Genomic DNA, 11,998 nt, shown 5'->3' on the forward strand with positions numbered 1-11,998 from the left:
TGTGGAGCTGTGGAGCTGCGGAGCTTCCTCATCGTCGTCCCGGTACCGGGTCCGGGCAAGGCGTACGTCGGCCAGGGCGCCGGCGGTATGCGGCCCGCGCGAGCCTCAACCTCATGGGGCGGGATCGGCCTCCAGCGCCGAGCCCGGGTCGGGGGCGGAGGGCCCCGACGGGATCCACCGACCCGCCTCGCGGCGGTACGGCCACCAGCGCCCCTCCCGGCCCAGCCGGAGCTGGCGGTCGGTGCCCGCTTCCGTCCAGCGGGCGCGGACCCGGCGGAGCACCGGAGCCTCCCCGTCCGCCCAGGCCGCGGCCAGGGCCGACCGGGCACGGGCCAGTTCGCTCCGGCCCGGCGTCCAGTCTTCCTCCAGCACCGCCAGGCCCTGGGCCGCGCCGAAGCCCCAGGCGCGTACGGCCAGTTCCATCTCGGCCCGGCTGCGCCCGGTAGCCGCCGCCAGGCGGGAACGGAGCCGAAAGTCACCGGCCTCGGCCGAGAGTCGTACGGCGTCTTGGGCGTGTGTGAGCGGGGCCGCCGGGGCGCGTTCGGCGTGTCCCGGAGTCAGCGCCTCCGCGAGCCGCCGGTGGGCCTCGGTCGCGGCCGCCTGCGCCAGGAACTCCACCGCATCCACGTCGAGTTCAGGTTCCGCATCGGTCTCCGTGTCCAGGGTCGGCGGCTGGCCCGGCGCCGGTGGCAGCCCCGGCAGCGGGGGCAGGGCAGGCAGGGCAGCGCCCACCGCGAAGACCTCCGCCGCCGGGACCCCCTCGTCGACCGGCGCGTGCGGAGCGGCTGCTTCTGCTTCCGCTTCCACCCTGCTCCGCTCCGCCAGCTCGTCCACCAGCCCGCGCTCGCCCCGGCCCCGCAGGAGCAGCAGCACGAAGGGGTCCTGGTCCAGTAGCCGGGCCACCTGGTAGCAGAGCGCGGCCGTGTGCGGGCAGTGGTCCCACTCGCCGCAGTCGCAGCGCGGGTCGAGGTCTCCTATGCCGGGCAGCAGCTCGACCTCGGCCGCGGCGGCGTCCTCGGCGAGTTCCGGCGGCACCTCCCGGTCGAGCAGCGCCGCGATGTGCCCAGCCTCCGCGGCAGCCAGATCCAGCAGTCGGTCCCATTCCGCTTCCGTGAACTCCTGCACCAGCACGTCCGTCCGGTGCGCCGTCCCGTCCGGATCGCGCACCACCGCGGTGAGCCCGCCGGGGCGCGCCGACACCGCGCCGACGGCGCCCGCGCGCGCGTACCGGCGACCCTGCTTGACCTGCGCCTCGTCGAGCGCACTGTCCTCCAGGGCGCGCAGCCAGGCACGGCCCCACCACGTGCGGGCGAAGCCGCGGCCGGGGGCGGGCGCCAGGGCCGGGAAGGTCTTCTCGTACGGCTCTCGGCTGTTCATCGCTCACTCCCCGCGAGCGGCCGGGCGCAGCGCCACGAGCTCGGCCAGTTCGGCATCGGTCAGTTCGGTCAGCGCGCCCTCGCCGCCCGCGAGGACGGCGTCGGCCAGGGCGCGTTTGCGCGCCAGGAGCTCGGCGATCCGGTCCTCGACGGTGCCCTCGGCGATGATCCGGTGGACCTGTACGGCGAGGACCCGGTCCAGGGCCCGGTCGAGCTCGATCCGCAAGGAGATCCGGACCCCGGCGTCATGTCCGGCGGCCACCTCGGCGGCCCATCCGCGCAGCTCGGGGTGGAGTTGCGGAGGGCGGTCGGCGTAGGCGGGGCCACCGGCGGCCGCGGGGGCGGCGGGGGAGCGGGGGAGGGCGTCGGCGATGGCGTCGAGGAAGGCCCGCAGCAACGGTTCCGGCGAGGGCAGCCGGGGCGGCCCGTCGGCGTTCAGCGGCACGCAACGGGCGGCGGGCGGCATGGCGGCGGCCAGTTCCCGGACCTCGTCGAGGTCGGCGGCCTCCAGCGGTCCGATCCGCCACGCGTCGTGGCCGGCGGGACTCAGCCCGGGCAGGAGCTGCCCGCGCGCGGCGAAGCGCAGGGCGAGCAGCGCGGCGGCGCCCCAGAACGCCGTGGCGGAGTCACCGGTTCCGTCGGTTCCGTCGGTCGGGCCGCCGGGTCCCGCCCCGGTCGCCGCGGACCGGGCGCGGGTGAGGAGGGGCAGGGCTTCGTCCACGGACAGGATGTGCGCGACCACGGTGGACCGGCGGAGGTCGGGGGAGATGACCGTGAGCTCCTCCAAGCCGCCGCCATGGGACGGGGCACCGGCATCGGCATCGGCAGGTGCCCCGGCAGGGACCCCGGCAGGGACCCCGGCACGGGCACCGGCAGGGGCGCCGGGCGGCGTGCCGGCGGTCCGCCAGAGGGCGATCCGACCGCGGCGCGGCGGGTCGGCGGGAAGGAAGACGGCGGAGTGGTCGTGGATGAGGCCGGAGATCTCGAAGAGCACGCATTCCTCAAGTTTGACTACTTGGTGCGGGGCGGCCGAGCTTACGTCATCGAGTGTGCCCGGCGACGGGGGCGCGACCGCGCCCCGGGTCGCTTCGAAGGTCGTTCGGGTGTCGGGGAACGCGTGGTCGCGGCGGCGCGTTGAGCGGGGTAGTAGTGGTCGACGGCAGGAGGAGGTGTCCGCAGATGTCCACGAGCGGAAAGATCGCGGTTGCCGGAGTCGTGGCAGCCATCGTGCTGTTCTGGACCGTGGGGTTCTGGGCGGGGTTGCTGGTCCTGATCGGCGTGCCGGTCGCCGCCTACCTCCTGCTGGACTCCTCCCAGCGCCGTCGTCTGCGGGGTATATCCAGGAAGCAGATCGGCCGCTGACCGCGGCCGCCGCGCGCCGGCCCGGCAGGGCGGCCGGGCTCCGGCTTCGGCGCGGAGCCCGGCGAGCACGGCCGCGGGGCGGGACTCGGGCGTGTACCCGCTCGGTGCGGTGACGCCCGCAGGGCGTGGCCCGCCCGGGCGGCGGCCGGGTCAGGCGGCGCCGCTCACGAAGGCCGGGGCGGGATCCGCTTCGAGCAGCATCTGGGACGCGTGGTCCACGAGGTGTCGGAGTACCGGCAAGTAGGTCTCGTCGCCGCCCAGTTCGTCCAGGATCCGGTACCCCTCGGCGCGGAACGCGTCGATCTCGGCCCGGTACCGGTCGAGAGCGGTGGGCGTCCGCAGCAGTGCCTCCAGTTCCGCTCTGGCCTGAGGCGAGCGTCCGGCGGCCGCGCACAGGCCCAGGACGTGCTCCCGGGCATCGGGCGAGGAGTCCTCGATGACGGAGGCGAGGAGATAGGTGACCGTGCCGTTGAGCAGGTCCTCGTTGCGGCCGGACAGGATGTCTTCCTGGTCGTTGAATATTTGCCAAAGGATGCCGAAGACGTAGCCGAATTCACGCCACAGCTCCACCTTCTCGGCCGTTGTTCCGGAGAATATCGCGGCCATTGCCGTGATCATTCCGAAGGGCGCACCGGACTTGCCGCGGTACGTCTCGACCACTGATTTCCGCGAGGCGCTGCAGATGTCCCCGCGCATGTCGTCGATCTGGCCGTCGACGCCGATGATCCAGCCGTTCAGGATCTCGGCTATCAGCGCGCTGCGCGACGAGTCCGGGAGGTCCTGCGAGAGGAGGATCTGGATGGGGAGCGAGTTCCCCGTGATGACGGATGCGAGCAGCGCTTCGTTCTCGGTGAGCTCGCCGGAGATGGAGGCGCCGTTGGCGTCCGCCAGGTCGTCGAGGTAGCAGGCCGAGGTCCACCACAGCAGGTGGACGGCGGACAGCGGGATGGCCGGCCTCGGATTGCCGGTCTCTATGGCGTGCGTGAGGAGCGGCAGCACCGAGAGGGGATGTCTCAGTTTGCGGTGCTCCAAGAGCTTGGCCACTGAGTTCCTGGTCGTGCTCGCCACTGGGCCGAGCCGCTCCAGCGCGGCGTCGATCTCCGCGTCGATGTCCTGCGAGACTTCCCGGTGCAGGTCCAGGTAGGACATGGAATTCAAGAATGGCCTCCGTCGTGGAATGGGCCGCGGGCGCGGGGTGCGCGCCTTTGAGCCTCTTGACTGGCCGATTCGATCATTCTGGAGGAAGGGGATCCAGAGCGATTTCCAGCCGCCATGGCTGGTTCTTTTCGATCATGGGGAGCCGTGACGGTCCCCGCCCGGAGGCCGGCCGTCGACGAACCGCTCGGTACCGGGCGTACATCGGGCCGCTGCTGCCGCTACCGCTGCTGTCACCGCCATCGCCCACTCCGGCTCGTGTTCACGACGGGCGGACTGCGATGCGGTCCAGCGCCGTCAGCAGGTCCGGTAGATCCGGTAGGCCCGGCTGGTCCGCGTCTGCCTTGTGGGGGACCGTGAGCACCTCGCTCGGCTCCTCGTCCAGCAGGACGAAGGCCGCCTCGCCGGTGCGCGCCACGAGCGACCAGCCGGGCCCGTCCACCCGCAGCGTCCGGACCCCCTCGCCGGCGAACGAGGACCGCACCCGGCCGGGCGGCGGCGGGGTCTTCGTGTACGCCACGGCCTCCTCCAGTGCCCGTGCGAGCCCGGGGTGCGCGGCGGCAGCGGCCCCGCCGTCCGTGGCCACGCGCTCGCTCCAGTCCGCCCACTCCCGGGCGATCTGGTCCGCGCCCATCCGTCGCTGCACCGGACCCCATACGTCCGCCGAGGGCGGGGCGAGCGGTACCCGCCCAGTACCGTCCGCTCCTTGCTCGGGATCGTGCGGTTCCGGGATTCCCGACGCGGCCACCGAAAGCTCCAGTGGCCAGCCCGCCAGCGAGACCACGATCGTCCGCTCGTCGGGGGACAGGTCGTACTCCATCCCGCAGTCCCAGGAGGCGATGGCCGTCGCGACGAGCGACACGTCGTCCACGACGACCGTCCAGCGCGCGCCCTCCTCGTCCTGGCCGAGCACCAGCCCGTACCCCTCCCCGTTCGGGGCCACGCCTAGCAGGGAGCAGGCCTCGGGGAAGTCGTCGCCCAGGATGCTGGGGAACTGTGCCGGGGTCAGCAGCACGGCGGTCAGCACGTACAGCGAGCCGCCACCCTCGTCGTCGGACACCTGGCCTCCCGGTAGCTCTTTCGTCGGCGCACCTTAACCAGCGGGTAACCCGCCCGTCGAGAGCCTGCGGGACGCGATTTCCAAGGCTGCTACCTGCACGTAGAGTTGGGAACCCGCCACAGAAAGGGACACCGGTGCAGCGTTACGATCGGCTGAGGGAGATCCTCCGTCTCGATCCCGACAAGGACTTCCTCGCCATCTACCGGCTCACCGCCACCTACGAGTTCCCCTGGGACTTCACCCGCGCCCTGGAACTCGCTCTGTTCCGGACCTATGCCGTCCCGAGCATCGGTGGCCTGCTGGCCGAGACGGCCGAGTTCACCGACCGGCCCCAGAAGCGCTACGACGACACCTCGCTGCTCCTGGACGCGGTCGTCGAGCACGGCTTCGAGAGCGACACTGCGCGCACCGCCATCCGCCGTGTCAACCAGATGCACCGCAGCTACGACATCTCGAACGAGGACATGCGGTACGTCCTGTGCACCTTCGTGGTGATTCCGGCACGCTGGCTGGACGCCTACGGCTGGCGCCCGCTGACCCACCACGAGCGCCGGGCCTGCGCGAACTACTACGCCGCTCTCGGCCGCCACCTGGGCATCACGGACATCCCGGGCTCCTACGAGGAGTTCGAGATCACCCTCAACGCCTACGAAGAGGCCCACTTCGGCTGGGACGAAGGCGCCCGCAAGGTCGCCGACTCCACCCTCGACCTCATGGCCTCCTGGTACCCGGCGCCGGTCGCCCCCGCCGTGCGGCGCGCGAGCCTCGCCCTCCTCGACGAATCGCTGCTGCGCGCCTTCCGGTACGAGACCCCGCGCGCCCCGGTCCAGCGCCTCGTCCAGGGCGCCCTGCGGCTGCGCGGCCGCGCGGTACGGCTCCTGCCCCCGCGCAGGGCCCCCCACTACGCCCGCCAGAACCCGGAGATCAAGGGCTATCCGGACGGCTACGACGTGGGTGAGCTCGGCACGTTCCCCGTGCCCGGCTCGGGCGGCTGCCCCGTTCCGCATCCCCGCCGGCCCGCCGGAGCCGAGGCTCAGCCTCCGGCCTGATCCCGGGCGCCTCCGCGGACCCCGGGCGCGGGGCCGACGTACGAACGCGTTGAGGGGCGACGCACGGCCAGCACCAGGAAACGGTCGTCGTCATCGGCGTACGAGACCATGTTCCAGCCCGAACCGGTCAGCAGCGGGCCGAGGTTGTGCTCGGCCCGCATGTCCTGCGGGGTCAGTTCGCGACCGTGCCGAGCGGCGAGGGCCGCTCGCCCGATCGGGTGGAAGAGGGCGAGCCCGCCACCGGGACGGACCACCCGGGCGAGCTCGGACAGGTTCGCCCCCGGGTCGGGCAGGTGGGCGATGAGCCCGGCGGCGAACACCGCGTCGAGCACCTCGTCGCGCAGCGGCAGCCGGGCCACGTCAGCGAGCAGCAGGGCGCCCTCGGCGTCCCGCCCCGCCCGCCGCGCGGCGGCCAGCATCTGCGGGGTGAGGTCCACGCCGAGAACGGTTCCGGACGGTCCGACGGCGGCCCGCAGCGCGGTCATGGCCCGCCCGGTGCCACAGCCCGCGTCGAGCACGCGGTCCCCGGGCCGCAGTCCGAACTCGGTCACGGCGGTGGTGAACGCGGGCCCGTCCCCGGGAAACCTGCGGTCCCAGTCCGCCGCACGCGCCCCGAAGAACTCCTGCACGTGTGTGTGGTCTTCGCTCATGCGCCCATGATCCCCCACGGGCACCCGCCCGGGTGCCCGCGCGCCTGCGGACCGTGTGCAAGCTGGAACGTGGTGTGATCGAAGGCGAACGTAGCTCTGTCATATTCCAGCAGTTCCAGCTGCTTTCGAAATGCGCCCCCTGTTCGCGCCCTCACCCGGACTAGCGTCCCGTGGCCATGGGACACCTGGGACATCTGGACCACGCCGCCTACGGCTGGCTGACACCCGCGCTGTCATATGTGATGGCATCGATCGGCGCCGCTCTCGGGCTGCGCTGTACCGTCCGGGCTCTCGCCACGACCGGAGCCTCCCGCCGCAACTGGCTCCTCACCGCGGCCTCCGCCATCGGCACCGGTATCTGGACCATGCACTTCGTCGCCATGCTCGGCTTCGAGGTCACGGGCACCGAGATCCACTACGACGTGCCCCTCACGATCCTCAGCCTGCTCGTCGCCGTGCTGGTGGTGGGCGCCGGAGTCTTTGCCGTCGGCTACGGAAAGGACCGCGGCCGGTCCCTCGTACTGGGCGGCCTGACCACCGGACTCGGCGTCGCCAGCATGCACTACCTGGGCATGGCGGCCCTGCGTCTGCACGGCGACGTCTCCTACGATCCGCTCACCGTCGGACTCTCCGTCGCCATCGCCGTGATTGCGGCGACCGCCGCCCTGTGGGCCGCGCTCAACATCAAGTCCCCGGTGGCGGTCGCCGTCGCCTCGCTCGTCATGGGCGCCGCCGTGAGCAGCATGCACTACACGGGGATGATGGCCGTCGCCGTCAGCGTCAGCCCCTCGGACGCGGCCCTTCCCGGCGCCACGGCCATGCAGTTCATCTTCCCGCTCGCCGTCGGGTTGGGCTCCTACCTGTTCATCACCGCGGCCTTCGTCGCGCTGTCCCCGACGGTCGACGGGCCCGCCGCCTCCCCGTCGGCCCGGCACCTGGGGGAGCACACCGCGACCGCGCACTGACCCCGTACTGACCGCGCACCCGTGGCCCGCGCACCCGTGGCCCGTGCCGATTCCACGGCTTCGCCCCGGCGCGTACCGGCCACCGCCCCACCGCTCCATCACCCACCGCTGCATCACCCCACCTGTCCTTCCGCCCCACCCGTCCCCTTCGCCACACCCGCCACACCGCACCCGTAGGCACCGCCCGGAACGAGGAGCCCATGCGAACACCCCGCAGAAGACCGGAAGCAGCGGCGCCGCGGATGCCCGCGCCCCCGGCACGCGGACGCCGGGCCCACGCCGGTCCGCCGGCCGAGGAACCGGCGGAGCTCCGGGACGACCGGCCCGACCCGCCCCCCGCGCGCACGAGCGGATCCCGGCCGCGGTTGCGGCTGCGCCCCGCCACCGTCCGCGCGAAGATCGTTTCGCTGCTGATGGTCCCGGTCGTCTCGCTCCTCGCCCTCTGGGCCTTCGCCACCGTCAACACCGCCCAGGACATGGCCCGGCTCAGCCGAGTCCACCAGGTCGACACCGAGATCCGCACGCCCGTCGCCGCAGCCGTCACCGAGCTCCAGGCGGAGCGGCGGGTAGCGGTCCGTCTGCTCGCCGACCCCGCCTCCGACCCGGGCGCCCTGGACCAGCAGGCCCGCCGGACCGACGCCGCCGTCCAGCGGCTGCGGCTCGGTGACCAGCACACGGTCGCCGACTCCGGCGACTACCGCTCCGACATCGTGGTGCGGCTCGAGGCCTTCGTAGCCGCGGCCGAAAGCCTGGGCGCGTCGCGCAAGGACATCACCGACCGCCGGGCCACCCCCGAGGCGGCCTACACCATCTACACCCGCGTGGTCGATTCCGCCTTCGCCGTCGGAGGCGCCCTGACCGGCGGGGAGAAGGCCGAACTCGGCCCCGACGCCCGGGTCCTGCTCGAATTCTCCCGCGCCGCGGAACTGCTGTCCCGGGAGGACGCGCTGCTCGCCGCCCCCGGCCCGCGCACGGCCGAAACGCTTCGGCAGCTGACCGGCGCCGTCGAGTCCCGCCGCGCGCTCACCGACTCCGCCGCTCACGACCTCCCCGCCGACCAGCAGGCCGTCTGGGAGTCCGCCGCCAAGAGCGCCGCCTACGCCGATCTCACCGGAGCCGAGGACCGCGCGCTGGCGGCGGGCACCTCCAAGGAGAGCCGCGGGGCGCCCGCGGGATGGGAAGCCGCCCACAACGGCATCGCCTCCTCGATGAGGGAGGTCGAGGCGGCTGCACGGGCCGCGGTCGCCGGCCGGGCCGACCCGTTCACGGAAGGGGCGCTGACCCCGGCCGGGGCCGCCGTGCTGCTGGGCCTGGCGGCCGTCGCCGCCTCCCTCGTCATCTCGGTCCGGATCGGCCGGGCACTGGTCGTCGAACTCGTCTCGCTGCGCAACACCGCCCTGGAGATCGCCCACCGCAAACTCCCGCAGGCGATGGAACGGCTGCGCGCCGGCCAGGAGATCGACGTCGCCGCCGAGACCCCGCCCGGGCCGCCGGCCGAGGACGAGATCACCCAGGTCGGTGAGGCGCTCGGCACCGTACACCGGGCCGCGCTCAGCGCCGCCGTCGAACGGGCGGAACTCGCCGACGGGATCTCCGGTGTCTTCGTCAACCTCGCCCGCCGCAGCCAGGTCCTCGTGCACCGGCAGCTCACCCTGCTCGACTCGATGGAGCGGCGCGCCGACGACCCCAACGAGCTCGGTGACCTCTTCCGCCTCGACCACCTGACCACCCGGATGCGCCGGCACGCGGAAAGCCTGATCATCCTCTCGGGGGCCGCCCCGGGCCGGGCCTGGCGGATGCCGGTCCCCCTCACGAACGTCGTGCGGGCCGCCGTCTCCGAGATCGAGGACTACCCGCGGATCGAGGTCCGGCAGCTCGCGGAAGCCGCCGTGGTCGGGGGAGCCGTCGCCGACCTCACCCACCTGCTCGCCGAACTCATCGAGAACGCGGCCCAGTTCTCCCCGCCGCACACCAAGGTCCGGGTCAGTGGCGAGCCCGTCGGTACCGGTTACGTCCTGGAGGTCGAGGACCGTGGACTCGGCATGGGCCCCGAATCCCTCGGCGACGCCAACCGCCGCATCGAGCAGTCCGAGTCCCTCGACCTCTTCGACAGCGACCGGCTCGGGCTCTTCGTGGTCAGTCGCCTCTCGGCGCGCCACGGGGTGAAGGTGCACCTGCGCACCTCGCCCTACGGCGGCACCACGGCGGTGGTGCTCCTGCCGAATTCCATGCTCCAGGGCGCGATCACGACCGGAGCCCCTGCGGGAGCCGCTGCCCCAGGCTCGGTCCCGGTCCCCGGCGCGGCCCCGGAACCGGTCCCGGCGCCCGGCCCGGAGCCGTCAGCCCTCGCTCCGGTCCGGTCCACGTCCCGGTCCACGTCCGCGTCCAGGTCCCCTTCCAAGTCAACCTCCAAGTCCACGTCCCCGTCCCCCGCCCCCTCCTCCGCTCCGGCGCCGAAGACAGCCGGGAGGGCCGAACAGCCACCGGCCGTGACCGTCGTACGGGAAGACGCGCAGTCCGAGGCCCCGGCCCCGAACCCCGTACGAGAGGAGCCGCGCCCGGCCCCGGTGGCTTCGCTCCGGCCGCGCGCCCCCGGTGGCGCGGACGCCCGTACCCAGGCGGCCGCGGTGCCTGCGGCCTCGGTGACGGAGCTGCCGCGCCGGGTGCGTCAGGCCAGTCTCGTCCCGCAGCTCCGGGAGGCCCCCGCCCCGAAGGCCCCGGCCGCATCGCGCCTGCCCGAGGAGCCGTCGGGCCGCAGTCCGGAGCAGGCTCGGGACCGGATGGCGGCCTACCGGGCCGGCTGGGTCCGGGGCGCCCAGGAGAACTCCCCTCACGCAGGCAGCGAAGGAGAAGTGTGATGATCGAACACCAATGGATCGACCTCGACGGCGACCGCAGATCCGGCGAGCTGGACTGGTTGCTCGACGACCTGGTGCTCCGGGTGCGCGAGGTCCGGCATGCCGTGGTCCTCTCCAACGACGGCCTGGCGGTGGGCGCCTCCAGCGCGCTCAGCCGGGAGGACGCCGAGCACCTGGCCGCGGTGGCCTCCGGCTTCCACAGCCTGGCCAAGGGCGCGGGCCGGCACTTCCACGTCGGGGAAGTGCGCCAGACGATGGTCGAGATGGACGAGGGCTTCCTCTTCGTCGCAGCCGCCGGCGATGGTTCCTGCCTGGCCGTCCTCAGCGCCGCCAGTGCCGATATCGGCCTGATCGCCTACGAGATGGCCCGGCTCGTGAAGCGGGTCGGCGAGCACCTCTACACCCCGCCCCGGTTCGCGGCGCGCCCGCCGGCCGCCGGCTGAGGGCGGCGGTCCGGCACATGAACGGCCAGTGGTACGACGCCGACGCGGGTCCGCTCGTCCGTCCGTACGCCATGACCGGCGGGCGCACGAAGCCGGGACCCCACGGGGTGCGCTTCGACCTCATCGCGCTGGTCGCGGTCGACCCGACGGCCCCGGACGGGGCGGCCGAGTCCCTGCTGGGCCCCGAACACCGGGCACTGCTCGGGCTCTGCCGGTCCGAGACCCAGTCGGTGGCCGAACTGGCCGCCGACGCGGACCTGCCCGTGGGAGTGGTGCGGGTGCTCCTCGGGGACCTGCTGGAGGGCGGGCACGTCAAGGTCAGCCGGCCCGTACCACCCGCACAACTGCCGGACGAGCGGATTCTGCGTGAAGTCATCGAGGGATTGAGAGCGCTTTGATGGGACAGTACGACGATCGAACTGCCGGACCGGCCCCGGCCCCGGTCCAGGACGCGGGCGTGGATCCCGGTCCGGGGGAAGACCCCGAGCTGGCCGCACTCGCCCTGAAGATCCTGGTGGCGGGCGGGTTCGGGGTGGGCAAGACCACGCTGGTGGGCGCGGTCAGCGAGATCCGGCCGCTGCGGACGGAGGAAGCGCTGAGCGAGGCGGGTGAACTGGTCGACGACACGGGCGGCGTGGACCAGAAGACGACCACGACGGTGGCCATGGACTTCGGGCGGATCACGATCCGGTCCGGATTGTCCCTGTACCTGTTCGGCACGCCGGGGCAGGACCGGTTCTGGTTCTTGTGGGACGAGCTGTCGCTCGGCGCGCTGGGCGCGGTGGTCCTGGCCGACACGCGGCGGCTGGAGGACTGCTTTCCGGCGGTGGACTACTTCGAGCACCGGCGCATCCCGTTCGTGGTGGCCGTCAACTGCTTCACGGACGCACGGCGGTACGGAGCGCACGACGTCGCGCGGGCCCTGGACCTGGAACAGGGGACGCCGGTGGTGCTGTGCGACGCGCGGGACCGGGATTCGGGGAAGGAAGTGCTGATCCGGCTGGTCGAGTACGCCGGGCGGGTGCACACCGCCCGGCTGCTGGACTCGGTGGGCTCGCAGGCCGATTCCGTCTGAAGGGG

12 protein-coding genes are annotated in these 11,998 nt (G+C 73.1%); 7 read left to right on the plus strand and 5 right to left on the minus strand.

Features of this window, described 5'->3' with window-relative positions:
• Positions 1–111: 111 nt before the first annotated feature.
• Positions 112–1,377 (minus strand): SWF or SNF family helicase, encoded by a 1,266-nt coding sequence (locus OG207_RS37250; RefSeq protein ID WP_329105063.1) that lies wholly within the window; start codon positions 1,375–1,377, stop codon positions 112–114.
• A gap of 3 nt (positions 1,378–1,380) precedes the next feature.
• Positions 1,381–2,370 carry a hypothetical protein gene (locus OG207_RS37255; protein ID WP_329105065.1) on the minus strand — a complete coding sequence of 330 codons (990 nt, stop codon included), beginning with the start codon at positions 2,368–2,370 and terminating at the stop codon, positions 1,381–1,383.
• A gap of 185 nt (positions 2,371–2,555) precedes the next feature.
• On the opposite strand from OG207_RS37255, the gene OG207_RS37260 reads away from it, so the two are divergent.
• Positions 2,556–2,738, plus strand: a complete 183-nt coding sequence (locus OG207_RS37260) for a hypothetical protein (protein ID WP_202202783.1) — start codon at positions 2,556–2,558, stop codon at positions 2,736–2,738.
• Between the two features lie 150 nt (positions 2,739–2,888).
• Here OG207_RS37260 and OG207_RS37265 read toward each other — a convergent pair whose 3' ends face one another.
• Positions 2,889–3,887 (minus strand): polyprenyl synthetase family protein, encoded by a 999-nt coding sequence (locus tag OG207_RS37265; RefSeq protein ID WP_329108151.1) that lies wholly within the window; start codon positions 3,885–3,887, stop codon positions 2,889–2,891.
• Between the two features lie 268 nt (positions 3,888–4,155).
• On the minus strand, positions 4,156–4,953 hold the full coding sequence (locus tag OG207_RS37270) for a hypothetical protein (protein WP_329105066.1): 798 nt from the start codon (positions 4,951–4,953) through the stop codon (positions 4,156–4,158).
• Between the two features lie 134 nt (positions 4,954–5,087).
• Here OG207_RS37270 and OG207_RS37275 point away from each other — a divergent pair, with 134 nt between their 5' ends.
• Entirely contained in the window at positions 5,088–6,002 is a 915-nt protein-coding gene (locus OG207_RS37275; protein WP_329105069.1) for an oxygenase MpaB family protein, read from the plus strand.
• On the opposite strand, the gene OG207_RS37280 is transcribed toward OG207_RS37275, so the two are convergent.
• On the minus strand, positions 5,987–6,652 hold the full coding sequence (locus OG207_RS37280; RefSeq protein ID WP_329105072.1) for a class I SAM-dependent methyltransferase: 666 nt from the start codon (positions 6,650–6,652) through the stop codon (positions 5,987–5,989). The genes OG207_RS37275 and OG207_RS37280 overlap by 16 nt on opposite strands.
• Before the next feature lie 185 nt (positions 6,653–6,837).
• On the opposite strand from OG207_RS37280, the gene OG207_RS37285 reads away from it, so the two are divergent.
• The 5 genes from OG207_RS37285 to OG207_RS37305 all read left to right on the plus strand — a co-directional run bounded on the left by OG207_RS37285 (position 6,838) and on the right by OG207_RS37305 (position 11,993).
• Positions 6,838–7,617 (plus strand): MHYT domain-containing protein, encoded by a 780-nt coding sequence (locus OG207_RS37285; RefSeq protein ID WP_329108153.1) that lies wholly within the window; start codon positions 6,838–6,840, stop codon positions 7,615–7,617.
• Between the two features lie 200 nt (positions 7,618–7,817).
• Positions 7,818–10,475, plus strand: coding sequence for a sensor histidine kinase (locus OG207_RS37290; protein WP_329105074.1), 2,658 nt, complete (start codon positions 7,818–7,820; stop codon positions 10,473–10,475).
• Entirely contained in the window at positions 10,475–10,918 is a 444-nt protein-coding gene (locus OG207_RS37295) for a roadblock/LC7 domain-containing protein (protein WP_329105076.1), read from the plus strand. The genes OG207_RS37290 and OG207_RS37295 overlap by 1 nt, the downstream gene beginning before the upstream one ends.
• Before the next feature lie 17 nt (positions 10,919–10,935).
• A complete protein-coding gene (locus OG207_RS37300; RefSeq protein WP_329105078.1) occupies positions 10,936–11,316 on the plus strand; it encodes a DUF742 domain-containing protein in 381 nt (126 codons plus the stop codon).
• Positions 11,316–11,993: a GTP-binding protein gene (locus tag OG207_RS37305; RefSeq protein WP_329105080.1), complete on the plus strand. Its 678-nt coding sequence runs from the start codon at positions 11,316–11,318 to the stop codon at positions 11,991–11,993. The genes OG207_RS37300 and OG207_RS37305 overlap by 1 nt, the downstream gene beginning before the upstream one ends.
• The last annotated feature ends 5 nt before the right edge of the window (positions 11,994–11,998 follow it).

The organism is Streptomyces sp. NBC_01439, from assembly GCF_036227605.1.
Taxonomy (GTDB): domain Bacteria; phylum Actinomycetota; class Actinomycetes; order Streptomycetales; family Streptomycetaceae; genus Streptomyces.

Coding starts and splice junctions, on each gene's coding strand:
- OG207_RS37250 (WP_329105063.1), bottom strand. CDS start 1,377: ATGAACAGCCGAGAGCCGTACGAGAAGACCTTCCCGGCCCTGGCGCCC.
- OG207_RS37260 (WP_202202783.1), top strand. CDS start 2,556: ATGTCCACGAGCGGAAAGATCGCGGTTGCCGGAGTCGTGGCAGCCATC.
- OG207_RS37265 (WP_329108151.1), bottom strand. CDS start 3,887: ATGTCCTACCTGGACCTGCACCGGGAAGTCTCGCAGGACATCGACGCG.
- OG207_RS37280 (WP_329105072.1), bottom strand. CDS start 6,652: ATGAGCGAAGACCACACACACGTGCAGGAGTTCTTCGGGGCGCGTGCG.
- OG207_RS37290 (WP_329105074.1), top strand. CDS start 7,818: ATGCGAACACCCCGCAGAAGACCGGAAGCAGCGGCGCCGCGGATGCCC.
- OG207_RS37295 (WP_329105076.1), top strand. CDS start 10,475: ATGATCGAACACCAATGGATCGACCTCGACGGCGACCGCAGATCCGGC.
- OG207_RS37300 (WP_329105078.1), top strand. CDS start 10,936: ATGAACGGCCAGTGGTACGACGCCGACGCGGGTCCGCTCGTCCGTCCG.
- OG207_RS37305 (WP_329105080.1), top strand. CDS start 11,316: ATGGGACAGTACGACGATCGAACTGCCGGACCGGCCCCGGCCCCGGTC.